The 23,321-nt window shown below is 63.6% G+C and carries 20 protein-coding genes and 2 tRNA genes; 4 read left to right on the forward strand and 18 right to left on the reverse strand.

Features of this window, described 5'->3' with window-relative positions; translation table 11 throughout:
* Positions 1–27: 27 nt before the first annotated feature.
* From pth to ACODSD_RS04600, 7 genes are all read right to left on the reverse strand, one after another.
* The gene (pth, locus tag ACODSD_RS04570; RefSeq protein ID WP_107800629.1) at positions 28–609 is read right to left on the reverse strand and encodes an aminoacyl-tRNA hydrolase; all 582 of its coding nucleotides are present in this window, start codon (positions 607–609) and stop codon (positions 28–30) included.
* A 90-nt stretch (positions 610–699) separates the two neighbouring features.
* Positions 700–987: a 50S ribosomal protein L25 gene (gene rplY / locus ACODSD_RS04575; RefSeq protein ID WP_043589895.1), complete on the reverse strand. Its 288-nt coding sequence runs from the start codon at positions 985–987 to the stop codon at positions 700–702.
* A gap of 60 nt (positions 988–1,047) precedes the next feature.
* Positions 1,048–2,031, reverse strand: a complete 984-nt coding sequence (locus ACODSD_RS04580; RefSeq protein WP_043589892.1) for a ribose-phosphate pyrophosphokinase — start codon at positions 2,029–2,031, stop codon at positions 1,048–1,050.
* Between the two features lie 88 nt (positions 2,032–2,119).
* Positions 2,120–2,194: transfer RNA gene (locus ACODSD_RS04585), tRNA-Gln, on the reverse strand.
* A gap of 7 nt (positions 2,195–2,201) precedes the next feature.
* Complete coding sequence (gene ispE, locus ACODSD_RS04590) at positions 2,202–3,059, reverse strand: 4-(cytidine 5'-diphospho)-2-C-methyl-D-erythritol kinase (RefSeq protein ID WP_488876878.1); 858 nt, start codon at positions 3,057–3,059, stop codon at positions 2,202–2,204.
* Positions 3,060–3,111: 52 nt separating this feature from the next.
* Positions 3,112–3,651: a lipoprotein insertase outer membrane protein LolB gene (gene lolB / locus ACODSD_RS04595; protein WP_488876879.1), complete on the reverse strand. Its 540-nt coding sequence runs from the start codon at positions 3,649–3,651 to the stop codon at positions 3,112–3,114.
* Complete coding sequence (locus ACODSD_RS04600) at positions 3,651–5,408, reverse strand: tetratricopeptide repeat protein (protein ID WP_488876880.1); 1,758 nt, start codon at positions 5,406–5,408, stop codon at positions 3,651–3,653. The genes lolB and ACODSD_RS04600 overlap by 1 nt, the downstream gene beginning before the upstream one ends.
* Positions 5,409–5,486: 78 nt before the next feature.
* Here ACODSD_RS04600 and mutM point away from each other — a divergent pair, with 78 nt between their 5' ends.
* Together mutM and ACODSD_RS04610 are read left to right on the forward strand one after the other, a co-directional pair.
* Positions 5,487–6,302, forward strand: a complete 816-nt coding sequence (gene mutM / locus ACODSD_RS04605; RefSeq protein WP_107801968.1) for a bifunctional DNA-formamidopyrimidine glycosylase/DNA-(apurinic or apyrimidinic site) lyase — start codon at positions 5,487–5,489, stop codon at positions 6,300–6,302.
* Positions 6,303–6,342: 40 nt separating this feature from the next.
* A complete protein-coding gene (locus ACODSD_RS04610) occupies positions 6,343–7,158 on the forward strand; it encodes a lysophospholipid acyltransferase family protein (protein WP_107800633.1) in 816 nt (271 codons plus the stop codon).
* Positions 7,159–7,231: 73 nt separating this feature from the next.
* On the opposite strand, the gene ACODSD_RS04615 is transcribed toward ACODSD_RS04610, so the two are convergent.
* The 4 genes from ACODSD_RS04615 to ACODSD_RS04630 all read right to left on the reverse strand — a co-directional run bounded on the left by ACODSD_RS04615 (position 7,232) and on the right by ACODSD_RS04630 (position 11,831).
* The gene (locus tag ACODSD_RS04615; protein ID WP_488876881.1) at positions 7,232–8,386 is read right to left on the reverse strand and encodes an SGNH/GDSL hydrolase family protein; all 1,155 of its coding nucleotides are present in this window, start codon (positions 8,384–8,386) and stop codon (positions 7,232–7,234) included.
* On the reverse strand, positions 8,383–9,420 hold the full coding sequence (locus ACODSD_RS04620; protein ID WP_488876882.1) for an SGNH/GDSL hydrolase family protein: 1,038 nt from the start codon (positions 9,418–9,420) through the stop codon (positions 8,383–8,385). The genes ACODSD_RS04615 and ACODSD_RS04620 overlap by 4 nt, the downstream gene beginning before the upstream one ends.
* 79 nt (positions 9,421–9,499) lie before the next feature.
* Positions 9,500–10,705 carry an MBOAT family O-acyltransferase gene (locus ACODSD_RS04625; RefSeq protein ID WP_486635901.1) on the reverse strand — a complete coding sequence of 402 codons (1,206 nt, stop codon included), beginning with the start codon at positions 10,703–10,705 and terminating at the stop codon, positions 9,500–9,502.
* 304 nt (positions 10,706–11,009) lie between these two features.
* Positions 11,010–11,831, reverse strand: a complete 822-nt coding sequence (locus ACODSD_RS04630; RefSeq protein ID WP_107800637.1) for a symmetrical bis(5'-nucleosyl)-tetraphosphatase — start codon at positions 11,829–11,831, stop codon at positions 11,010–11,012.
* A gap of 129 nt (positions 11,832–11,960) precedes the next feature.
* Between ACODSD_RS04630 and ACODSD_RS04635 the strand changes: the two genes are divergently transcribed.
* Positions 11,961–13,976, forward strand: coding sequence for a UvrD-helicase domain-containing protein (locus ACODSD_RS04635; RefSeq protein ID WP_227105030.1), 2,016 nt, complete (start codon positions 11,961–11,963; stop codon positions 13,974–13,976).
* Positions 13,977–14,496: 520 nt separating this feature from the next.
* On the opposite strand, the gene ACODSD_RS04640 is transcribed toward ACODSD_RS04635, so the two are convergent.
* On the reverse strand, positions 14,497–15,108 hold the full coding sequence (locus tag ACODSD_RS04640; RefSeq protein WP_488876883.1) for a c-type cytochrome: 612 nt from the start codon (positions 15,106–15,108) through the stop codon (positions 14,497–14,499).
* A 269-nt stretch (positions 15,109–15,377) separates the two neighbouring features.
* On the opposite strand from ACODSD_RS04640, the gene ACODSD_RS04645 reads away from it, so the two are divergent.
* Positions 15,378–15,454 (forward strand) — tRNA-Arg (locus tag ACODSD_RS04645).
* Positions 15,455–15,631: 177 nt separating this feature from the next.
* Here the strand turns inward: ACODSD_RS04645 and ACODSD_RS04650 are convergent.
* The 6 genes from ACODSD_RS04650 to pap all read right to left on the reverse strand — a co-directional run bounded on the left by ACODSD_RS04650 (position 15,632) and on the right by pap (position 23,260).
* A complete protein-coding gene (locus tag ACODSD_RS04650; RefSeq protein ID WP_107800640.1) occupies positions 15,632–17,494 on the reverse strand; it encodes an ABC transporter ATP-binding protein in 1,863 nt (620 codons plus the stop codon).
* Between the two features lie 192 nt (positions 17,495–17,686).
* Complete coding sequence (locus ACODSD_RS04655; RefSeq protein ID WP_048409471.1) at positions 17,687–17,878, reverse strand: hypothetical protein; 192 nt, start codon at positions 17,876–17,878, stop codon at positions 17,687–17,689.
* A 368-nt stretch (positions 17,879–18,246) separates the two neighbouring features.
* The gene (locus ACODSD_RS04660; protein ID WP_107800641.1) at positions 18,247–19,134 is read right to left on the reverse strand and encodes an NUDIX hydrolase; all 888 of its coding nucleotides are present in this window, start codon (positions 19,132–19,134) and stop codon (positions 18,247–18,249) included.
* A gap of 176 nt (positions 19,135–19,310) precedes the next feature.
* Positions 19,311–21,008 (reverse strand): exodeoxyribonuclease V subunit alpha, encoded by a 1,698-nt coding sequence (gene recD / locus ACODSD_RS04665; RefSeq protein WP_488876884.1) that lies wholly within the window; start codon positions 21,006–21,008, stop codon positions 19,311–19,313.
* A gap of 64 nt (positions 21,009–21,072) precedes the next feature.
* Entirely contained in the window at positions 21,073–21,801 is a 729-nt protein-coding gene (locus tag ACODSD_RS04670) for a substrate-binding periplasmic protein (protein WP_253313687.1), read from the reverse strand.
* A complete protein-coding gene (pap, locus tag ACODSD_RS04675) occupies positions 21,776–23,260 on the reverse strand; it encodes a polyphosphate:AMP phosphotransferase (protein WP_486635905.1) in 1,485 nt (494 codons plus the stop codon). The genes ACODSD_RS04670 and pap overlap by 26 nt, the downstream gene beginning before the upstream one ends.
* Between the last annotated feature and the right edge of the window lie 61 nt (positions 23,261–23,321).

Raw genomic sequence — 23,321 nt, forward strand, 5'->3', positions numbered from 1 at the left:
CGGCAAGCCGGCGATTTGCCCAGCGGCTCATTTGGCCGCGGTGTGCAATTCCTTCATCGCCGCCGCCATCTTGCCGCCGATGGCCGCCGGCAATTGCCGCAGCGCCTGCTCAATCGCCTCGTCCAGCGCCTGCTGTTCCTCGGCGCGCGGCTTCTTCAGCACGAAATTGGCGACTTCGTTGCGGTCTCCCGGATGGCCGATCCCCAGGCGCAAACGCCAGAAGGCCGGCGAACTCAGTCGCGCGGCGATGTCCTTCAAACCATTGTGGCCGCCGTGGCCGCCGCCCTGCTTGAAGCGGGCCGCGCCGGGCGGCAGGTCCAGCTCATCGTGCACCACGAGGATCTGGTCCGGCAGAATCTTGTAAAAATGGGCCAGCGCCAACACCGCCTGTCCGGACAGATTCATATAGGTCATCGGCTTGAGCAGCCAGACGTCCTGTCCCTCGATGTCCACGCGGGCGACGTCGCCTTGAAACTTGCCTTCCGTGCGCCAGTTGCCCTTATAGCGCCAGCACAACTCGTCCACCAGCCAGAAACCGGCGTTATGGCGCGTTCTATCGTATTCGGCGCCGGGGTTGCCCAGGCCGACTATCAGGCGAATGCCGGACATATTCTCTGTTCCAAATGAAAAAGCTCGTTGCGGGCCGACGGCTAGCAACGAGCTTTTCAACCGTTACCGTCAGACGGCACGGCAGCTAGATTACACGCGAGCGAAGTCGATGTGCATTACTTGCTGTTTGTACGGGTGCATTTGGAACGCAGCCACTTTAACTTGTTCTTTCTGGCCGTCGATCACCAGATCCAGAACGGAAGTGTGGAACGCTTCGTTCTTCAGCGCGTAGTACATGGTGTTGTGGTCCAGAACGATGGATACGGCTTCTTTGGAAGCGCCGTAAACAACGGCCGGAACCTGGCCGGCGTGACGCAGGCGGCGGCTCGCACTCGTACCCGACTCTTCACGCTTGCTGGCGGTATATTCAAAAGACATGGCAAAACTCCAGTTTCAGATTAAAAGCACCCGGCCCGCCGCGACCAGCGGGCCCGATGTTCACGGCAGGCAGGCGCCCGCCGCAACCAGTTCCTCATTGAAGAGGTAGGACACCGATTCTTCATTGTTGATCCGGCGCAGCGTCTCGGCCAGCAGGCCGGCGATGGAGGCCACCCGGATGTTCGGGCAGGCTTTGGCCTCGGCGGTCAACGGGATGGTGTCGGTCACCACCACCATATCGATGTCGGAATTCTTGATGCGATCGATCGCCTGACCGGAGAAAATCGGGTGAGTCGCATAGGCCAGCACGCGCTGGGCGCCGCGCTCTTTCAGAGCGCTGGCCGCCTTGCACAGGGTGTTGGCGGTGTCGATCATATCGTCGACGATCAGGCAGGTACGGCCGGACACGTCGCCGATGATGTTCATCACCTCGGCCACATTGGCCTTGGGACGACGCTTGTCGATAATGGCCAGATCGGTGTTCAAGGCCTTGGCCATCGCGCGGGCGCGCACCACGCCGCCCACGTCGGGGCTGACCACGATCAGATCTTCGATGCGCTGCGAGCGGATGTCCTTCAGCAGCACCGGCGTCGCGTAGACGTTGTCCACCGGAATGTCGAAGAAGCCCTGAATCTGGTCGGCGTGCAGATCGACGGTCAGCACCCGGTCGATGCCGGCGCTGGTCAGCATATTGGCCACCAGCTTGGCGGAGATCGGCACGCGGGCGGAACGCGGACGGCGGTCCTGGCGCGCATAGCCGAAGTACGGAATCGCCGCGGTAATACGACCGGCCGAAGCGCGTTTGAGCGCGTCGGCCATAGTCAGGATTTCCATCAGATTGTCATTGGTCGGCGCACAGGTCGACTGCAGAATGAACACGTCGCGTCCGCGTACGTTTTCCAGCAGCTCCACCGCCACTTCGCCGTCGCTGAACTTGCCGACGTCGGCGCGTCCCAACGAGATATCCAGATGTTTGACTACGTTTTGGGCCAGTTCCGGGTTCGCGGTCCCGGTGAATACCATCAAACTGTCGTATGCCGCCATGATTCGTGTGCCTTAGCTAGATAAAGAAAAAGCGTGTAAGGGATTCTTACACGCTTTTTTCATGCTCTCTCTTATTGAGAGAAAGTCTTGGCTGGGGAGGTAGGGATCGAACCTACGAATGCCGGAATCAAAATCCGGTGCCTTACCACTTGGCGACTCCCCAGTAACCTTTATTCAGCGCTGTCGATCAAGGGATGGACATCGAGTCCTTTTGCTAAAAACCCCTTATATTTTATCGACACCGCCTGATAAACTTTATCGGCTTCGTCTTTAGACTGGCACTCCAGAAACACGCAGGAACCGGAACCAGTCATCAGCGGCGAACCATATTTTCTTAATTCGGTCAGCACTTCATTCACCGCTGGGTACATATTCGAAACAACGTTTTGCAGATCGTTTCGTCGCTGCTGCGTTGTTTCGAGGATTCGCATTATGCCGACGACCCCTACCTCTGTCAACACCTCTTGCGAAAAATTTTGAAATACTTTGCCGGTGGGCACCTGCATCTGAGGGTGAATTACCACATACCATGCCGGCTTCAATTTGATTTCATTCAGTTTTTCGCCAACGCCGGTGGCCAGCGCGCTGCGCCCGAAAATAAACACCGGAACGTCCGCGCCCAGCTTCAAGCCCAGTTCCTGCAAAGTCGCCCGCGGCAGATTCAGTCCCCACATACGATTCAAGGCCAGCAAAACGGTGGCGGCGTCGGAGCTTCCGCCGCCCAAACCGCCGCCCATCGGTATCTTTTTGTCCAGACGAATGGCCACGCCCAGCCCGCACTGGGCATGGGCCTGCAATAGACGCGCCGCGCGCACCGTCAAGTCCTGCTCCGGGTCCACGCCGGCGATCGGCGTCTCCAGCACGATGCGGCCGTCGTCGCGCAAGGCCAGCGACACGGTGTCGCTGAAGTCGACAAAGCGGAACACCGTCTCCAGCAAATGATAGCCGTCCGGGCGCTTGCCGACGACGTGCAATAAGAGATTGAGCTTGGCCGGGGCCGGAAAGTCTTGGAATACGGGGGAACTCATCAACAGAACACCATGGCAATCATTAGAAATAATACGGAGGAAGCGACGCGCGTCAGCGCCAGTCGCGGGTCACCACTCTGACCGTCAAACCGTCTCGGGCCAGATCCACGCGCTTGGGATAGCGCTCGCCGGACTCGGCCTCGCGCACGAAGCGGATGCGCCAACCCTGCTGCAGCAATTCGCCGTCGGGTCGGACTTCGCTCGCCTCGCCCGGCACGGGCATGCCGCGGATCCACCAGGCCAGGCCGGACAGCGGCAGCGGCCAGCCCAGGGTTTTCTCGGTCAGGCTTTCCACATCCGCAGCCTGCCAGGCCTTGCCGTCCGCCAGCAAGGTGACGCCGCCGGCATCGCGGATCACTTCGGCCACGGTATTGCCCAGCGGCGAGTTGATCGCCAACTGATCGCGCTCAGGCTGGTGCCGCCAATCGAAGTTGGCGACATGCCCCTTGCCGTCCAGATTCACCGACAAACGCCCGCTGACCGCGAAGGGCTGGTCCGCGGACTGCGTCGCGGTGGGCATGAACACCGCCTCGCGCGTCGCGCAACCGGTGAGCGCAAGAGACAGGGCCAGGATCAGAGCGCTCCACTTCATCAATGGGCCCCCAGACGGCGCATGGTTTCGCGCAGCACATCATGTTCCGGACTCGCCTCCAGCGCCTTGTTCCACACCGCCAACGCCTCGTCCTTCTTGCCCAGCTTCCACAACACCTCGCCCAGATGCGCGGCCAGTTCCGCGTCCGGCAACAGCGCATAGGCCTTCTGCAGCGTTTTCAAGGCGGCGTCCAGGCGGCCCAGCTTGTATTGCGCCCAGCCCAGGCTGTCCAGAATGGTGGGATTGTCCGGCTCGCTCTTCAGCGCCTTTTCGATATAGCCGAGCGCTTCCTGATGGCGGCTGGTGCGATTGGTCAGGGTGTAGCCCAGCGCGTTAAGCGCCTGAGCGTCGCCGGGCTTTTCCTTCAGCACTTGCTTGAGATCGCGTTCGGCGTTGCCGACATTGCCCAGGCTGTCCGACACCAGCGCCCGCTCGTACAACAACTCCGGCGCCTTGGGCATGCGCAGCAGCGCCTTGCTCAACAAGTCATGGGCCTTGCCGGGCAGCTTGCCCTCTCGCGCCAACTGGGACTGCAGCAAAGCCAGGGTGATCTTCTCCTGGTCGTTGCCGCCCAAGGGCGCCAGACGCGTCAGGGCCAGATCCAGCTTGCCGTCGCCGGCGTCCATGATCGCCAGCCGGCCTTGCGCCGGCAGGAATTGCGGCCCGGCGCCCACCATTTCGTACCAGCCCCTGGCCCCGGCGGCGTCCTGACGCTCCTCGGCGATCTGGCCCAGGGTGTAGCGAATGAAATTGGCCTCCGGATGGCCGGCCGCCAGCGCCTGGCGCAGATGCCGCTCCGCCGCCGGCAGGTCGCGCATCTGATAAGCCATCAGACCGGACGCGTAGAGCAAATCGGGGTTATTGGGATTGCTAGGCAGCAGCTGGTCGAAAGCCAGGCGCGCCTCGGCGAAGCGCTTGGCGCCCACCAGCAGCCGCGGCTTGGCCAGCTTCAGTTCCAGGCCGGCGTTCGGCCGCCGCGCCAGTTCACGCTGCAGAAAATCGATAGCCTGCTCCGGCTGCTCGCGGCGAAGCCGGTCCACCTGCCAGGCCACCGGCAAGTCCCAGGCCGGCGCGATCTGCGCCAGCCTGTCGAATTCGCGGTTCATCGTGGCCTGATCGCCGGCCTCGGCGGCCACGGCCAGGAGCGCGAAACGCGCCTCGGCCAGGTCTGGATAGCGGACGGCGAATTGCTTCACCAGCTCGTAAGCGGCTTGTTTGTCGCTCTGGCGCGAGGTCAGCCGCGCCAGTTGAACGAAGATGGCCGGCGCCCGCTCCGGCTCTTTTTGCAGCAGCGCCTCGATCAGCGGCTTGCTTTCCGCCAGCTTGCCGGCGCGAAGCAGGGTGATGAACAGCTGTTCTCTCGCCGGCACCGAGTCCGGCGCCAGCTCCATCCACAGGGTCAGGGCTTCCGAGGTTTCCTTCAGCAGGCCGGCGAACATGGAGAATTCGGCCGCGCGCTGCGCCAGCCGCGGATCCCGCGTCTGACGCGCCAGTTCCAGATAGGTCACGGCGGAGGCGCCCACCGAGCCGCGCTGGGCGGCGATTTCGCCGGCCACCACGCCATAGAGGATTTCCGGCGTCAGCTCCGCCTTGGGCAGTAGGGTTTCGTCTTCTTTCTGCGTGATCGCGGCCTCGTCGCCGGCCGGTTTGCCGGCATCGACCGACTTCGCCGCGCCCGGGTGCTTGAAATTGGCGCATGCCGACAGCAGCGCGACCATCAGCAAAGGGAGTGTTTTTTTCAGCCGTTGCATTCGCATGGAGTCAGAGACCTGCTTATAAACCTGTTGAATGCGTAGAATAGCATGACCTGTTTTTATCTTCGCGCCATTCTACCCATGCCTGAACTGCCAGAAGTCGAAACCACCCGCCGCGGGATTCTGCCCCATTTATTGAACGCCACGCTGGAGGGCGCCGTGGTCCGCCACGCCGGCCTGCGCTGGCCGGTGCCGCCGGAACTGCACGCCGCCTTGCGCGGCCTGACGATACGTTCCGTCGATCGCCGCGCCAAATATCTGCTGCTGGGCACCGACGCCGGCACCCTGATCATCCACCTGGGCATGTCCGGCAGCCTGCGTTTCTTGCCGGCCGACACCCCGCCGGAGAAGCACGACCACATCGATCTGCTGCTGGGCCCCAATGTGCTGCGTTACCGCGATCCCCGCCGCTTCGGCGCGGTGTTGTGGCATGTCGGCGCCATCGAGCACCACCCCCTGCTGCAAGCGCTGGGACCCGAACCGCTGTCCGACGGCTTCGACGGCGACACCCTGATCCGGGCCGCGCAACGCCGCGGCAGCGCGGTCAAGCTGATGCTGATGGACAATCACGTGGTGGTGGGCGTCGGCAATATCTACGCCAACGAGGCGCTGTTCCACGCAGGCATCCATCCCGCCCGCGCCGCCAACGCGGTGCGCGACGGAGAATACCGCCGGCTGGCCGAGGAAATCCGCAGCGTGCTGAACCGCGCCATCCAGGCTGGCGGCAGCACCTTGCGCGACTTTGTGCACAGCGACGGCAAGCCGGGTTATTTCCAACAGACTTATATGGTGTACGGCCGTCAGGACCAGCCCTGCCGCCAATGCGGCACGCCGATCCGGCATTTGCGCCAGGGCCAGCGCAGTTCCTACTATTGTCCGCTATGCCAGCCATGCTAGAGTTACGGCCTCAACCTTGCGCACCGAGCCTCAAAGCATCTTGAAGTCAATCGCCACAACCTCTTTGCTCACCCGGATAGGACGCGTCGCGCGCCTGTTCGGCCACCTGGCCGTCGGTGTTTTCATCCTGGCCACCCGTTATTCTCGGCTGGCCCACGCCGAGCGCGCCGTCGTCACCCGGCGCTGGGCCGCTCACGCGCTGAAGATCCTCGGCATCAGCGTGCGGATCCACGGCGTCAACCCCGGCTTTTACCCGCCCAACACCCTGCTGGTGGCCAACCACATTTCCTGGCTGGACATCTTCGTGCTCAATAGCTGCACGGTGTCCCGCTTCGTCGCCAAGCGCGAGCTCCGCTCCTGGCCGGTGCTGGGCTGGCTGGCGCATCTGGGCGGCACCCTGTTCATCGACCGCAGCAAACGCAAGGACGCCAGCCGCGTTTACAAGGCGCTGGCCCACGCCATGGAAAACGGCGCCTGCATGGCGGTCTTCCCCGAGTCCACCACCTCGGACGGCCTGGCCTTGCTGCCGTTCAAGGCCTCGCTGTTCGAAGCCGCCCTGCTTTCGCGCGGCACCGTTCAGCCGGTCGGCCTGCGCTATTACGGCGCAGACGGCGAACAGACGCTGGAGCCGGCCTTCATCGGCGACCTGACCTTCTTGCAAAGCGTGCGCAAGGTGCTGGCGATGCCGGCGATGGAGGTGGAGGTCAGCTACGGCCAACCGCTAAAAGCCTGGGAAAACGGCCTGGATACCCGCTTCGCGCTGGCGCAGCAGGCGCAGCAGGAAGTGGCGCGCGCGCTGCGCCTGAGCCCGCCTCCGGCCGCGGAAGCGGCACAGGAACCGGCTCGGCAACACTGAGCACCTGCTGCGAATCCTCGCCAATGCAAAAGCCCCCGTTCCGGGGGCTTTTCTCATCCAGCGCCGACTACGCTCACAGGTTGAGCCGCGCCATCAGATTATCGAACAAATCGTCGGCCAGCTTGGCATAGCCCTGCTGCGAGAAATGCACCATGTCCGGCCGCGCCAGCTGCTGAGCCTGCCAGCGCTTCATGCTGCAAGGCCCGCCCATCGCCTGCTCCCAATCCCAATACAGCACATGGCTGTCGCGCGCGACTTTCTGCTGGATGCGCTTGACCGCCGCCAATTGCAGCGGACGGCCCGGCGAGCACTCCTTGCTGGCCGCGCCGCGCTTGCGCGCGGCGTCCTGCGCGCCCAGCATCAGGATGGCCGCCTGCGGCAGATCGCGGCGCACGGTGTTGATCGCCGCCTGCAGATTGAGCTGGTACTCGATCAGGTCCAACCTGTCGTCAAAGGCCTCGTTGACGCCGTAGGCCAGGATCACCAGGTCGCTGTTTCGCTCCGCCAGCTGAGCGCTCCAGCTCTTGCCCCAGCGCTGCCAGATCGACAGCTGGGCGCCGTTGCTGCCTATGCTGTCCAGCACCACGCCGGGCGCCAGCCGCTCCAGCTCGATGCCGCCCAGCTCCACCGCCGGCAGCGCGCCGGCGCGCACCACAAAGGGGAAGTACAGCTTCTGCTCCACCGTCTGCCAGCCCCTGCCCGCCTCCGGCGGATTCAGTTTGCGGCTGCCGTGGCCGTCATCCACTTCCAGCGCGCCGGCGCCGTCCTGAGCCGCCCGCACGCGGAAGCGCGCGCGCCACAGGCCGTCCAGCGGATTGCGCGGCAGTACGCTGATGGCGGCGCCCGGCCGCTGCGCCTGAGCGATATAACCGCCCAGCGGGAAGTCCGGATCGCCGTCTTTTCGGCTATTGATCAGCGTCCAGCCCTCGCTGCGCGCCATCACCAGCGCGTGGCGCTGGCCCGGCACCGCCATCGGCGGCGTCCAGCCGATGCCGGCGTCGCCGAACTTGGCCTGGAAGCGCTCCCGCAGCGTACCGGTCAGATAGTCGGCCGCGGTATGCGAATCCCCCAGCTGGGTGACGCGCACCGGCTGCACGGCGGTGGAAATCGCCTTCAGCCGCGACGCCAGCCTCGCCAGATTGATCTCGCCGAAATCCTGCACCGGCGCGGCCAGCGCCGATGCCGCCGCCAGCCAGCAGGCCAATGCCCCGCTGATTCTCAACTTCATTCAAACCTCAATTCTGCCAACACGCGCCGCGCCAGCAAGACCTGGCCCTGACGGGTGAAATGAATGCCATCGGCGGTGCGCACCGCCACTTCGCCCTGATCGGGCAAGGTCATGAACTTGGTGAACGTTTCGTCCTCGCTGCCCAAGGCCTCGCGGGTGGACAGATAGCGCTGACCCGCGCCTTCCACTTCCTCGCGGAAGACGCCGTTAATGTACTGCACGCCGCGATTGAGCTTGTCCTTGCCCATATTCGGCGCGCCCAGCCACAGCAATTGCGTCCCATGCTTGCGGGCCGAGGCCAGGATGGCGCGGATGCGTTCGCGGTAGCGCTGTTCCCACTCCTCGGAGGCGAAACGGATGTAGCGGCTGCCGCCCACCATGTCCCAAGTATCGTTGGCGCCCAGGAAGACCACCACCAGACCGGTGTCGGGATTCGCCGCCAACTGCCGCTCTATCGTGTCCGGCCAGCTGAAGAAATCCGGATAGGTCAGACCGGTGCTCTGCTTGCTGAGATCCAGCGCCTTGATCTGGTGCAGCTTGAACAAGGGACGCAGCAAATGCGGCGCCACGCCCTGCATCATGGAGTCCCCGGCCAGCAACACCTTCTGCCCCGGACGCAGCAAGATGCGGGCGTCCTTGGGCACCGCTTGCTGCGGCGGGGCCGACGGCGGCCGCGGCGTCGGGGCCGCGTTCGGCAAGGCCGCCGTTGCCGTTGTCTGCACCGCCGCCGGCTCCGCCGGCGCGCTTGCCGGCGGCAATGCCGGCCTCAGGCAGCAGGCGTTGAAATAGGCGATCATCTCGTCGTCCCAACGATCCAGCCGGCTCAGCAGCCCTCGGCTCTGATCGCGAAACTCCCGCCCCAGTTCCGCGCCCAAACGCCAGACGCTCAGCTCGGACAAGGCTTCCAGCTGGCTGGGACGGTGAAAGGTCTGCCGCCAATAGGCGTTGATCGAGCTCTGCTCGATCCAGCACAGCAGCAGCATGCTGCTGCCTAGGATGGCCAGGGCCTGACGGATGGCGGAACGGGCGATCATTTGACGCTTGCCTCAATGCGGTAAGGAATGAAACGCGCGGCGGCGGATGCGCAGCCGCGCCGGCACGACTAAAACACGGTTAAAACTGGTAATAGATAAAACCCGGAATGCCCGGCGGCGACACCACGATGATCAGCAAGGCGCAGCCGGCCAGCAAGCTGGGCTTGCCCCACCACGGCAGGCGGCCCAGTTGGGCGATGCCGCGTTCGCAAACCGCGCCCAGATGAGGCAGCGCGACAAACGCCGCCGCGCTCAGCGCCAGAAAGCCCGGCGCGTTCAGCGTCAATTCCTGGCCGGTGCCGGCCATGGCCTCCAAAAAGCTCCAGGCGTCCTCCAGCGACGCGGCGCGGAAAAACACCCAGGCCAGGCAAACGTAATGGAAGGTCAGCAGCCGCGCCAGCCAGGCCCAGCGCCGCGTCAGCGCTTCCTTGCCCAACAGCCGGTCCCCCAGGTTCAAGCCCACCACGCCCAGGCCGTGCATGCCGCCCCACACCAGGTATTTCAGGCTGGCGCCGTGCCACAGGCCGGACAGCAGCATCGCGGCCAGCAAATTGAGCTGGGCGCGGGCAAAGCCCAGCCGGTTGCCGCCCAAGGGGATATAGACGTAGTCGCGAATCCAGCTGGACAGCGACATATGCCAGCGCCGCCAGAAGTCGCGCAGATTGTGCGCCAGGTAGGGCGCGTCGAAATTGCGCGGCAACTGGATGCCCAGCAATAAGGCCAGGGCGGTGACCAGATCGGTGTAGCCGGAGAAATCCAGATAGATCTGGAAGGCGTAGGCGTAGAAAGCCGCCCAGACCTCCAGCGCGTGATAGGTTTCCGGCGCGCTGAACACCGGGTCCACCCAGGCGCTGGCCAGCCAGCCGGCCAGCCACAGTTTCTTGGCCAGGGCCAACACAATCAGACCCAGTGCGCGATCCAGTTGCAGGATGTGGCGACGCGCGCCGCTGCGCAGCTGCTCCAGCAGACCGGTGGCGCGACAAATCGGCCCAGCCAACAAGGTGGGAAAGAACGCCAGGAACAAACCCAGCTCCCTGGCCCGGGCGAAACGCAATTCGCCGCGATACAGGGACACCAGATAACTGACCGATTGAAAGGTGTAAAAGGAGATGCCCACCGGCATCAGGAAATCCACCGCCGGCAATATCGCGGCGATACCCAACGCATGCAGCCCCGCTTGCGCGCTTTCGCGGAAGAAATCGAAGTATTTGAATATCGCCAGATTGCCCACCGCCATCAGCAAACCCGCGCGCAACCAACGCTTGGGCCGGACGGAATCAAGCATCCGCGACGATATCAGGGTCAATAACAGGGTATAAACGGCAAGAATCAGCGCAAATCGCCAATCAAGCTTGGCATAAAAGGCGTAACTGCCCAATAACAGCAAACCATTCTGCCAATCCGTGCGCTTGCGGCACAGCCAATACAGGGCGAAAAAGGCGAGGAATGCCAGCGCGAACTCAATGGAAAGGTAACTCATACAAATAAAAAAACGGCTCTGGCAAGAGCCGCGATTATGACAGCCATAGGGCCTGGCTGACTATGGCTTGTCGATATTTTATTTACGGCGGCGCAGCCGCCCATACTCTTTAGGCGGTGATTTCGCGATAAGCCGAACACGGCAGGGAGAATAAGGCCTGGTCCCCCAAACGCATCGCGGTCAGGCTGCCGCCCCACAAACAACCGGAATCAATCGCCACCACGTCGTCGGTGATATGCACGCCCAGCGCCGACCAATGGCCGCAGATAATCGGCATCTCGCCCTGCCAGCGCCCCGGCGCCTCGAACCAGGGCGTCAGCCCGGCCGGCGCGTTCTCCAGCTCGCCCTTGTAATTCAGATCCATCTCGCCGTCGCGGTTCAAGAAACGCATCCGGGTCATCGCGTTGACGATCACGCGCAGACGGTCGGAGCCGCGCAGCTCCTCGTTCCAGCGCGTCGGCCGGTTGCCGTACAGCCGAGACAGGAATTCGCGGTGCTTGGGGCCGGACAAGCCGGCCTCCACTTCCTCCGCCAGATCCAGCGCGCGGTCTATGCTCCACTCCGGCAGCAGGCCGGCGTGCACCATCGCGTAGCCGTGGCCGGCAATCATCATAGGCTGGCAGCGCAGCCAGTCCAGCAGCACCTTGCCGTCGGCGGCGTTGAGAATGTCCAGCACCGTGTCGCTGCGATGCAGCTTGCCGAAACCCTCCGCCACCGCCAGCAAATGCAGATCGTGGTTGCCCAGCACGATCTCCACCTGATCCTGATGCTGGAACACCCAGCGCAGCACTTCCAGCGATTGCGGCCCGCGATTGACCAAGTCTCCCGTCAGCCACAGGGTATCCTTGCCGGGATTGAAATCGATTTGCCGCAGCAACTGCTGAAACGGCTGGAAACACCCTTGAATGTCGCCAATAGCGTAGATGGCCATATGCACCTCATAAGTGGCGGATCGATCTGAGACGTCATCCGCGGATAGCGCCATGATACCGCATGCTACAATGCACTGGCTGAGTTACCGATTTACTGCGCCCCGCCGGGCCCCTTCCCCCATACCGCCATGTCCGCTCCCTTGCTCAATCCGCCGCAGCGCGCGGCGATCCAGTATCTTGACGGCCCCTTGCTGGTGCTTGCCGGCGCCGGCTCCGGCAAAACCCGGGTCATCACCTTCAAGATTTCGCACCTGATCCGCGAAGGCGGCATCAATGCGCGCAATATCGCCGCCATCACCTTCACCAACAAGGCCGCGCGCGAGATGCTGGAACGAGTGGGCAAGCTGATGACCCCGGCGGAGATCCGCGGCATCACCGTTTCCACCTTCCATTCGCTGGGCATGCAGATCCTGCGTCAGGAAGCGCCGCACCTCGGCTATAAGCCTCAGTTCTCCATCCTGGACGCCTTCGACGCCGGCAAGATCATCTCCGACATCCTGAAGACCACCTCCAAGGATGAGGTGCGCAAGGTGCAGAGCCAGATCTCGCTGTGGAAAAACGACCTGAAAACGCCAGACCAGATGCTGCTGGAAGCCCAGGGCGCGTGGGAAAGCGTCTGCGCCTCCACTTACGTCGCCTATCAGGACACCTTGAGCGCCTACCAGGCGATGGACTTCGACGACCTGATCCGCCTGCCCGTGCAGTTGTTCCAAAGCAATGAAGACGTGCTGCAGAAGTGGCAGAACAAGCTGCGCTACCTGCTGATAGACGAATACCAGGACACCAATACCTGCCAGTACCAGCTGGTCAAACTGCTGACCGGCTTGCGCGGCATGTTCACCGCGGTGGGCGACGACGACCAGTCCATCTACGCCTGGCGCGGCGCCAATATGGAAAACCTGCGCTTGCTGCAAAGCGACTTCCCCAAGCTCAAGATCATCAAGCTGGAGCAAAACTACCGCTCCACTGCCCGCATCCTGCGCGCGGCCAACTCGGTGATCTCCAACAATCCCAAGCTGTTCGAGAAACAGCTGTGGAGCGAACTGGGCCTGGGCGAACCCATCCACGTGGTTCAGTGCAAGGATGAAGAGCACGAGGCGGAAACCGTGGTGCAAAGGCTGCTGGCGCACAAGTTCGAATACCGCACCGAGTTCAAGGACTACGCCATTCTCTATCGCGGCAACTATCAGGCGCGCATCTTCGAACAAGCCTTGCGCAATCAGCGCATCCCCTACCAGATGGCCGGCGGCCAAAGCTTTTTCGACAAGCCGGAAATCAAGGACATGCTGGCCTATATGCGCTTGATCGCCAATCCCGACGACGATCCGGCCTTCATTCGCGCGCTGACCACGCCCAAGCGCGGCGTCGGCGCCGCCACGCTGGAACGGCTGGGCGCCTGGGCCGGCGAACGCGGCAAAAGCCTGTTCGCCAGCGCTCATGAGGAAGGCTTCCGCCTGCAAGTGCAAAAGGCCCAGCTGGAGCCGCTGGAGCAGTTCTGCGACTTCATCGCCAATCTGCAATACCGCGCCACCCGCGAGGACGGCGGCCCGCTGGCGATGGAGATGATGCAGGCCATAGGCTACGAGGCCTGGCTTTACGATAGCGAGGACAGCCCGCGCATCGCCGAAACCAAGTGGAAAAACATCCTGGAAATGGTGAGCTGGCTCAGCCGCAAGGGCGAGGACAGCGGCAAGAACCTGGTGGAGCTGACCCAGACCATCGCGCTGATCACCATGCTGGAAGGACGCGAGGAAGGCGAGGTGGACGCGGTTAAAATGTCCACGCTGCACGCGTCCAAGGGTCTGGAGTACCCGTATGTTTTCCTGGTCGGCACCGAGGAAGGCATCCTGCCGCACAGCGAATCCGTCGACAACGGCATGGTGGAGGAAGAACGCCGGCTGATGTACGTCGGCATCACCCGCGCCCAGCGCATGCTGACGCTGACCTATTGCGTCAAACGCAAGCGCGCCGGCGAATGGCAGTTCGTCGAACCGTCCCGCTTCATCAGCGAGATCAACGGCGACGATCTGCGCCACTTCGGCAAACCCGGCGCCGAGCCCATCGTCAGCAAGACCGAGGGCAAATCGCGGCTGGCCAGCCTCAGCGCGATGCTGGCCAATAAGGAAAAGCCGGCCGAATCCTGAAAAGCCGAGCAAGCCCTGCCCGCGTGGAGAATAGCGCGCGGCGTCCGCCGCTTCGGCATGCCCAGATGACCATGGCCATCTCGCGCTCTCAGTCGCTTGCCTTGTCGCGCGCAGGCTCGCCAGGCTTTGAACAGGCGCTGAGCACCCACACCAAGGCGCGAGAACTTTCGCCTGCGACGCCGGTCCATCCTGGCTGGCGCGACGCGCAAAAGAAAATGGCGCCAGCGGCGCCATATGAAGAATGAGGAACATCTCTGGGTGAAGCGAAAGTGGAAAGCCACTGAATCCCCACACCAAGCCGCGAAGCGCCTGACGCTTCACGACCTAAACAGATGGGCTCATCATGCACCATGCGCCCCGCCAGAGCACCTGTCCCTTGTTACAGCGGGGTTTTGTTGACATAGCACATTGCCATTTCATCCGGTCAAAATTTTCCCAAAAACATAGAAACCCCCAATTTTGGGCGATAAAAAACGCCTTGCAACCGTGCAAGGCGTTTTTTGCTGCGTTGATCCGCGGCTTATTTGGAATTATTCACCATGTACTCAACGGCGGAGCGGAACTCGGCGTCGCTGCCGGTATAACCGCCTTTGGCCGGCATCGCGTTCAAGCCCTTGATGCCGATCTTGACCACTTCGTCCAGACCCGGCTTCAGACGTTCGGCCCAGGCCGCCTTGTCGCCGAACTTCGGCGCGCCAGCGATGCCGGCCGCGTGGCAGGCCATGCACACGCTGTCGTAGATTTTCTTGCCCACCACGGCCGGGTCCGCAGCCGCGGCCGCGCCGCCTGCGCCGCCCACCGGCGGTTCGGTGAACTTTCCGCCCGCGGAGTTGCCCATATAGGCTACCGCGCGCTTCACTTCGTCATCGCTCAGGTCGGTGGCGCCGCCCTTGGCCGGCATCGCGTTGAAGCCCTGCAGCGCGTGCAGGGTCAGCGTGTCCCAGCCCTTGGCGATGCGCGAACCCCAGGTGGCGGTGTCGCCGAACTTGGGCGCGCCGGCCAGGCCGGTGCCGTGACAGGAAATACAGATGCCTTTATATACCTGTTCGCCAGTGCGCATTCCCGGAGGCGCGTCGCTGGCCTTGGCTTCGCCGACCGGTTTCAGGCGAGACGCAATGGCCTCCTTGGTCATTACTTCGGCATCCACGTTGTAACCGCTGGTAGCCAACTTGGCCAAAAGCCAGATTGCCACTACAAGAAAGACAACGACGCCAACCAGCACTTTGATGACCTGGCCGGGAGCCATTCCGTTCTCATTACTCATTACGAGCCTCGCCTGGAATTAATGACATTTAAAATAGGATAATTATACGGTAAGCCTGAAGGCAAGGCAAAACCATACACTGGACTCGGGTAAGGAAGTTGCGCTATGATGCGGGCCTGCCTCAAAGCAAGCACAGCGCACCCGTAGCTCAGTTGGATAGAGTGTCAGTTTCCGAAGCTGAAGGTCACAGGTTCGATCCCTGTCGGGTGCGCCACAACATCTCAGTATTTTCCGTTTTTCCGCTTTTTCCCATTATTTTTCCGCGACGCGCGCCGAAACCGTGTTTTCGTCTAAACGCGTCCTGCGTCGCCGCAGCCGTCTTCCCGTCTCCGCAATGAAAAAAGCGGGCCGCTTGCGCGTCCCGCTCTCTCGCCTTGGCCTTGGCTCGGCCTCAGGCCAGCGTCGCCACCGGCTCCGCTGCGTCGTCGTCCTCTTCGCCGAGGAAGCCCCCGCTCTGATGCGCCCACAGCCGCGAGTACAGGCCGCCCTTGGCCAGCAGGCTGCGGTGGTCGCCCTCTTCCACGATGCGCCCCTTGTCCAGCACGATCAAGCGGTCCATCGCCGCGATGGTGGACAGCCGGTGGGCGATGGCCACCACGGTCTTGCCCTCCATCAGCCGATACAGACTGCGCTGAATCGCCGCTTCCACTTCCGAATCCAGCGCGCTGGTGGCTTCGTCCAGCAGCAGGATGGGCGCGTCCTTCAACATCACCCTGGCGATGGCGATGCGCTGGCGCTGGCCGCCGGACAGCTTGACCCCGCGTTCGCCGACATGAGCGTCGTAGCTGACGCGTCCCTTGGGATCGGTCAAGGTCAGGATGAAGTCGTGCGCCTCCGCGCGGCGTGCGGCGGCTTCCATCGCGGCGTCGTCGGCGTCCGGCCTGCCGTAAAGCAGGTTGTCGCGCACCGAGCGGTGCAGCAGCGAGGTGTCCTGCGTCACCATGCCCACCTGGGCGCGCAGGCTGTCCTGCGTCACCCGCGCGATATCCTGGCCGTCGATCAGAATGCGGCCGCCGTCCAGATCGTAAAAGCGCAGCAAGAGATTGACGATGGTGGATTTGCCCGCGCCGGAGCGGCCGACCAGGCCGATCTTTTCGCCCGGGCGTATCGTCAGCGACAGCTGTTCGATCACGCTCTTGCTGCCGCCGTAGCTGAAATCCACCTGATCGAAACGGATCTCGCCCTGCTTCACCGCCAAGGGCTTGGCGTCGGCGCTGTCATTGACCAGCACCGGGCGCGACAGGGTGGCGATGCCGTCCTGCACCGTGCCCACTTGTTCGAACAGCGAAGCCATCTCCCACATGATCCAGTGCGAGATGCCGTTCAGGCGCAGCGCCATCGCGGTGGCCGCCGCCACCGCGCCGACGCCGACTTCGCCCATGCTCCACAGCCACAAGGTGGCGCCGGCGGTGCTGGCGATCAACAACATGCTCAGGCTGTGGTTGATGATTTCGAAGCCGCTGATCAAACGCATCTGGCGATAGGCGGTGGCCAAGAATTCCTGCATCGCGCCGCGGGCGAAGCCGGCCTCGCGCTGAGCGTGCGAGAACAGCTTCACCGTGGCGATATTGGTGTAGGCGTCGGTGATGCGGCCGGTCATCAGGCTGCGCGCGTCGGCCTGGGCGGTGGCGGCCTGGCCCAGACGCGGCACGAAGAAGTACAGCGTGGCCACGTACAAGGCCAGCCAGGCCAGGAAGGGCCACAGCAGACGGCTGTCGAAACTGCCGACCACGGCGATCATGGTGACGAAGTAAATCACCACGAACACCAGGATGTCGGCGACGATCATCACCGTTTCCCGCACCGCGATCGCGGTCTGCATCACCTTGGCGGAGACCCGCCCGGCGAATTCGTCCTGATAGAAATTCATGCTCTGCCGCAGCAGGTGGCGGTGGAAATTCCAGCGCAGCAGCATGGGGAAGTTGGCGGACAGGCCCTGGTATTTGATCAGCGCCTGCACGGCGATCAGCAAGGGACTGGCCAGCAGAATGCCCGCCAGCAGCAAGAGATTATGGCGTTGCGCGTCCCATAACAGTGCGGGCTTGACCGCGCTCAGCCAGTCCACGACGGAACCGAGCATGGAGAACAGCAAGGCCTCGAAGGCGCCGATGCCGGCGGTCAGCAAAATGACGGCCGCAATCAGGCCGCGCAGGCCGCGGGTACAGAACCACAAAAATGGGAAAAAGCCCTTGGGAGGTTGGGCCGGGGACGTGTCGGGATACGGATGGATCCGCTTTTCGAACCAGTTGAACAAAGATCGCTCCAGTGCAGAGGCCGCCTCTTGAGCCGCGCCTGCTTTGGGTTTAATGGGAAGTAGGACAATAGCCAAGCGCTGAAAATCGCGCAATGGAAAGTTGGCGTCGACCATGCCCGCATTTGTCATATTCAGCCAATAAACGCGAACAGGGTTGATTTGTAGGCAACTACATTGGCTAAAACGCGACAGTCAGCACAACTCCTCGAGCTTTTCCGTCTTGCGGCTGCGCAGGTCCACCACGCGGTGAATCTCGATGCGCAGCTGGCCGCGATAAACGTTCCACATCACCAGCGCGGCCCGCCGCGCTTGTTCCTGGCTGGGATGCAGCGGCCCGCTGTCGTCAACGCCGAACTGCTCCGAGATCAGTTTCAAACGATACATCCCCCTTGCGCCCCCCAAGGCCGCGGCGTCCGCTTTCACCGCCGGCAAAAAGTGAGAAACTCGCCATGCCGATGTTTCCTTGATTTCGCCAAAAACAAACCATTGACATAATTTTACGCGAAGCAAGCGCCGTTTCGCGGACGGCGGCGCTTAACGACACGAGTATTTGACGCGGGAAACAGCGCGGGCCAAGGGCCCTTGGCATTTATTGACGGATTTTTCCGCTCTTGAGAATGATTCTACCCATTACCGGCGGCATCAGGCAAAGATTCCTGAATTAATTCACGCAGATGTAATATAAACGGATAGAACAATAGCGAGAGAGCCGCGCCGGCCACTGTGAAGAGCGTCCCGGCGCGGCAAGGGAATCAGCAGGAGGTCAAGGCGTGCACATCGCTGCGCTGAGGGTGGCGGATGCGCGCCAAGGCGGCGTCTATCGTCGGGGTGCGCTCTCCCCAATAGCCGTGGCGCGCCAGACAATCGCTGGCGACCAGGGCCGCGTCTATCATGAAGCGCTCTTCCAACAGCAGGCGTTCCACTTCGGCGAACGGCGTCAGGATGTGCTCTGCCACCTCGCCGTCCTGGTTACAGGGCGTCTCCCCCGCATCCAGCCACAGATCGAAAGCGTAAATCCATTCGCGGTGCAGGCCGCGCTGCACCGGGCGCTCGGCCAGCAGCAAGCTGGATTGCGGCAAATCCCGCACCTGCTCGCGGCGCACGCCGGCTTCTTCCCACCCCTCGCGCTCCAGCGCCAGTTCTATGGTTTCGCCGGCGGCGACGCCACCGCCGACCAGGTTGTCCATGCGATTGGGGTCCACCGCCTTGTGCGGGCTGCGGCGCCCCACCCACATCCGCACTTCGCCGGACGGCAAACGGGTCAGCCCGTTCAGGTGCACGGCGCGGCTGGTCAGGCCCAGCGGGCGGAAAGCGGCGCGTTCCAGCTCGAAATACGGGGAGCCGTCGTGGCGGAAGGCGGTGAAGTTCTCATTGCGCCAGCCATTGAGCCAGCCGGCTTGCTGCCAGCGCCGCGCCGCCTGCGCCAGCGCGTGGCTGATGCTGCGGTAGCTGCCGTCCAGCCGGCAATGCAGTTTCTGGTATTGCTCCTCGAACAGCTGCGATTCGCTGTTCAGCAAGCGTTCCTTCCACGCCGCGTTGACCCAGCCCAAGCGCTCTTTGCCGATGTACAAAGGCGTGAACTGCTGACGATCAAAACGGGTGATCTTGTCGAGATAGGCCAGAACCGCATCCACTTGCATTGCCGACTCCGCTGCGATGTGTTTCGGGAAGGCTGCATCTTAGGATGCTTCTTGGGCTTTGACTATATCTGGCGTAACAGCCGGCAAATAAACAGATTATTTTGCGTTGGGATGTTGCGGAATTGTCTCGGCGGCCGCTTCGGCAAACCTTCCATTCAGACCATTTAACGACTTTGTCATTTCAATTTATCCGCCAGCCCCGAGTAACGCTGCGGCGCCGCGACGGCCGCCTGTTCCCACACCGGCTGCGCGCCGGACACGAGGAAGCGCTCCCGCGCCCGGGTGATCGCGGTATACACCAGCGCCCGGTTCAACAAGGGCCCCGCCGCTTCCGGCAACTGCAGACAGACCTCGCCGAACTCGGACCCCTGGCTTTTGTGCACCGTCATCGCGTACACGGTGTCGTGCTGCGGCAGCCGGCCGGGGGCGAATTCGCGCCAGCCGTCGTCGTCGCCGGGAAAGGCCACGCGCAAGCCAGCCTCGCGCTGCACCGTGAAGCCGATGTCGCCGTTGAACAGGCCCAGGCCGTAATCGTTCTCGCTGATCATCACCGGCCGCCCCGGATACCAGTCGCGGCCGGCCGGCTTGTCGCCGTCGGCCTCCAGTTGCCGCTCCACGCGCAGATTGAAGGCCTCCACCTGCCGCCGTTCCGCCGCCAGCAGCATGAAGCCGGCGAAAGCCTGCTGCCGCTCGGCCAGCGGCGCGTCCGCGCGCACCGCCCGCCAATACGGCCGCCAGCGCGCCAGCACCTCCGCCGCCTCCAAGGCCGGCACCGCTTCCACATCGCCCCACTCCGGGTCCTGCAACACCGCCCAACTGCCGACGCCGTCGCCCGCGTTCACCCGCCGCGCCAGTTCGCCGATGCCGGAATCGGTGCCGAAACGATGGCTGTGGGTCAGCAACGCCACGCAATCGGTGAGCTTGCCGCCCGCGCCCGGCGTCGACGGCAGGGTTTCGCCGCAGTTCGCCCGCAGCCAGTCCAGAGTATCCGGACGGTAATGGATGTCGGCGCACAAATCGCCCAGCACCGCGCCGGCGTCCACCGAGGCCAGCTGATCGCGGTCGCCCAGCAGAATCAGCCGCGCCTGCGACGGCAAGGCCTCCACCATGCGCGCCATCAAGGACAGGTCTATCATCGACGCCTCGTCCACCACCAGCACGTCCAGCGGCAAAGGATTGCCGGCGTGATGGCGTGGCGCCGCCGCGCCCGGGCGCAAGCCCAGCAAGCGGTGCAGCGTCTGCGCCTGCTGCGGCAATTGCCGCAGCGTATCCTCGGCCAGGTCCAGCCGCGCGCGCGCGCCGCGCACCGACTCCGACAGCCGCGCGGCGGCCTTGCCGGTGGGCGCCGCCATCGCCATCACCAGCGGCCGCGGCGACAGGCCGGCGAGCAAGGCCAGCAGCTTGAGCACGGTGGTGGTCTTGCCGGTGCCCGGACCGCCGGAAATGATCATCAGGCGCTGACGCGCCGCCAGGGCCGCCGCCAGCTTCTGCCGGTCCGGACCCGCCGCGGACGCCGCGCCGAACAAAGCCTCCAGCAAAGGGCGCAAGCGCGCGCCGTCCGGCGCCGGTCCCGGCTCGGCCAACGCGGCCAGGCGCTCGGCCAGCCGCGCTTCGTCGAACCAGTGGCGGGCGAAATACAGCCGGCCGGCCGCGTCCAGGATCAGGGGCGCGTAGTCGCCGGGGCGGCCGACCAGCGCGCTGCCCTGCAAGGCCTTGCGCTCCGGACGCTGCGCCAGCGGCAGGCAGACATGGCCGGCCTGATTGGCGCTGGCCAGTTCGTGGATCAACGCCAACGCGGCCTCGTCCACGCCGGGATCGAGACGGGCGAACAAGTGGGCGAGTTCGGCGGGCAACAGGGCTTGCTGGACAGACATGGCTTGGAATCCGGATGCTTTGCGCTCCGCGACGCGGAGCCGGAATGGGTAGACTCGAAGCGCTTCAGCGCAATTTGCCGCTATCTTGCAGCTGCTGAATCGCCTTGTCCAATTGCGGCAACAGTTGCCGATATTGCGGATGCAGGCGCAGCATCACCGACACGCTGCCCACGACGTCGCCCGCCGCGCAGGGCTGCGCCTCCGGCGCGCGGTTCAGCAGCAAGTCCAGCTGACGCTGGCTCAAGACGATGGCCTGCATGCTGCCCTGGCGCAGACCGCTGATCAGATCGCTTTCGCTGGCGGCCTCCACCCGCTTGAATTGCCCGCTGGCGAAACCGGCTTCCAGCACGGGGTAGCTGCGCCCCTGCAGCACACCCAGACTCAGGCCGCTGAGGCTGGCCGGCGCCGCGCCCTTGCGCCGCTTGCCGGGGGCGAAGCACAGCCGCAGAGTCTGCACGTCGATGGGCCGGGTGTAGAAACCGGCCACCGGCGACAGCGCGCGCCAGGACGGATTGACGCCCACTTCCACATCCACCTTGCCCACCTCGAACAATTGCTGCAGCCGCGACGACGGATAGTACTCCAGTTCGAAGCGGACGCCGCTGTGCCGGCCGATCAGCTCCAGCGCGGCGCGGTACTGGGTGGCCAGCGCGCCGTCCTGGGCGCTGTACAAAGGGCCGAAGCTGTCGTTGGCCACGCCGGCGCGCAAGCCGGGCGCGGCCGCGGCCGGCATCGCCAGCAGCAAGGCGATCAGCCGGACGCCGCGCTCAAGCAAGCCGGGCTTCCAGCGCATCGCAAATGGTTTTGAGAATTTTGATGCGGGCATAGTATTTATTATTGGCCTCCACCAGCGTCCACGGCACCTTGCTGGTGCTGGTGCGGTCCACCATATCGCTGACGGCCAGCTTGTAGGCGTCCCATTTGTCGCGGTTGCGCCAGTCTTCCTCGGTGATCTTGAAGCGCTTGAAGCCGGTTTCCTCGCGGCCCTTGAAACGCGCCATCTGTTCGTCCTTGCTGATGGCCAGCCAGAACTTGACGATGACGGCGCCGTTTTCGCTCAGCTGATGCTCGAAATCGTTGATTTCGTAATAGGCGCGCATCCAGTCCGCCTCCTTGGCGAAGCCCTCCACCCTTTCCACCAGCACCCGGCCGTACCAGGTGCGGTCGAAAATGGTGATGCCGCCCTTGCCCGGCATATGACGCCAGAAGCGCCACAGCCAGGGTTTGGCCTTTTCTTCCTGGGTGGGCGCGGCGATGGGCACCACCCGGTAGCGCCGCGCGTCCAGCGCCTGGGTGATGCGGCGTATGCTGCCGCCCTTGCCGGCGGCGTCGTTGCCTTCGAAAGCCAGCACCAGCGAATGCTGAGCAAAGCGCGGGTGACGGGTCAGCCGGTGCAGCCGGCCTTGCAGTTTTTCCAGCTCGGCCTTGTATTCGGCCTTGTCCATGGGCTGGTCCAGTTGCAGGGTGTCCAGCAACAGCTTGTTGTCTATCGGCGCCAGCAGCGGCGGCGCGTCTATCAATTCGGCCTGCGATCCCTGCGCCTGCGCCAGCCGGTTGCGGATGGCGTTGAGCAGGGTGTTGCCCACGGTCAGGCTGCGGTAATTGGCGTCCTCGCCGTCCACCACCACCCAGGGCGCGGCGGCGGTATTGGTCAGCCGCAGGATGTGCTCGGCGGATTTGCGTATCTTGTCGTAGCGCTCGTAATGCTCCCAATCGGTCTTGGTCACGCGCCAACTGCTGGCCGGATCTTTTTCCATCTGCTTGAGCCGCTTGTGCTGCTGCTCCCGGGTCAGGTGGAACCAGAACTTCAGCACCAGCGCGCCGTCCATGGTCAGCATGCGTTCGAAGCGCAGGATGTCGAAGATCTGCTTGTCCAGCGCGTCGCGGTCGCTGCGGGCGAACACCCGGTCGAACAGGGCGTCGGAGTAATAGGAGCCGAAGAACATGCCGATGCGGCCCTTGGCCGGCAGCTGCATCCAGTAACGCCACATCCAGGGCCGGGCGCGGGCGTCGTCGTTGGCTTCGGCGAAGGCCACGGTGTCGATCAGGCGCGGGTCCAGCCATTCATTGATCAGATTCATGGTTTCGCCGCGGCCGGCGCCGTCGAAGCCGTGAATCAGGATCAGCACCGGAAAATCGGCTTTCTCCTTCAAATCGTATTGCAGGTCCAGCAAGGCCTCGCGCAATTTGGGCATGGCTTCCCGGAATGTCTTTTTATCGATGCTATGGCCGATTTCGGCGGATTCGAACATGATGCGTCCTTGTTATTGTCGGTTCGCCCCGGCGCCACTCTCCCCTTCCGGCCGCGTTCCA

It is taken from the genome of Chromobacterium sp. FG22 (genome assembly GCF_057809415.1).

What these genes read in the sequence shown, in the direction of transcription:
- pth (WP_107800629.1), bottom strand. Translation starts at nt 609, where the DNA reads ATGTCCGGCATTCGCCTGATAGTCGGCCTGGGCAACCCCGGCGCCGAA.
- rplY (WP_043589895.1), bottom strand. Translation starts at nt 987, where the DNA reads ATGTCTTTTGAATATACCGCCAGCAAGCGTGAAGAGTCGGGTACGAGT.
- ACODSD_RS04580 (WP_043589892.1), bottom strand. Translation starts at nt 2,031, where the DNA reads ATGGCGGCATACGACAGTTTGATGGTATTCACCGGGACCGCGAACCCG.
- ispE (WP_488876878.1), bottom strand. Translation starts at nt 3,059, where the DNA reads ATGAGTTCCCCCGTATTCCAAGACTTTCCGGCCCCGGCCAAGCTCAAT.
- lolB (WP_488876879.1), bottom strand. Translation starts at nt 3,651, where the DNA reads ATGAAGTGGAGCGCTCTGATCCTGGCCCTGTCTCTTGCGCTCACCGGT.
- ACODSD_RS04600 (WP_488876880.1), bottom strand. Translation starts at nt 5,408, where the DNA reads ATGCGAATGCAACGGCTGAAAAAAACACTCCCTTTGCTGATGGTCGCG.
- mutM (WP_107801968.1), top strand. Translation starts at nt 5,487, where the DNA reads ATGCCTGAACTGCCAGAAGTCGAAACCACCCGCCGCGGGATTCTGCCC.
- ACODSD_RS04615 (WP_488876881.1), bottom strand. Translation starts at nt 8,386, where the DNA reads ATGAAGTTGAGAATCAGCGGGGCATTGGCCTGCTGGCTGGCGGCGGCA.
- ACODSD_RS04620 (WP_488876882.1), bottom strand. Translation starts at nt 9,420, where the DNA reads ATGATCGCCCGTTCCGCCATCCGTCAGGCCCTGGCCATCCTAGGCAGC.
- ACODSD_RS04625 (WP_486635901.1), bottom strand. Translation starts at nt 10,705, where the DNA reads ATGCTTGATTCCGTCCGGCCCAAGCGTTGGTTGCGCGCGGGTTTGCTG.
- ACODSD_RS04630 (WP_107800637.1), bottom strand. Translation starts at nt 11,831, where the DNA reads ATGGCCATCTACGCTATTGGCGACATTCAAGGGTGTTTCCAGCCGTTT.
- ACODSD_RS04635 (WP_227105030.1), top strand. Translation starts at nt 11,961, where the DNA reads ATGTCCGCTCCCTTGCTCAATCCGCCGCAGCGCGCGGCGATCCAGTAT.
- ACODSD_RS04640 (WP_488876883.1), bottom strand. Translation starts at nt 15,108, where the DNA reads ATGACCAAGGAGGCCATTGCGTCTCGCCTGAAACCGGTCGGCGAAGCC.
- ACODSD_RS04655 (WP_048409471.1), bottom strand. Translation starts at nt 17,878, where the DNA reads ATGTATCGTTTGAAACTGATCTCGGAGCAGTTCGGCGTTGACGACAGC.
- ACODSD_RS04660 (WP_107800641.1), bottom strand. Translation starts at nt 19,134, where the DNA reads ATGCAAGTGGATGCGGTTCTGGCCTATCTCGACAAGATCACCCGTTTT.
- recD (WP_488876884.1), bottom strand. Translation starts at nt 21,008, where the DNA reads ATGTCTGTCCAGCAAGCCCTGTTGCCCGCCGAACTCGCCCACTTGTTC.
- ACODSD_RS04670 (WP_253313687.1), bottom strand. Translation starts at nt 21,801, where the DNA reads ATGCGCTGGAAGCCCGGCTTGCTTGAGCGCGGCGTCCGGCTGATCGCC.
- pap (WP_486635905.1), bottom strand. Translation starts at nt 23,260, where the DNA reads ATGTTCGAATCCGCCGAAATCGGCCATAGCATCGATAAAAAGACATTC.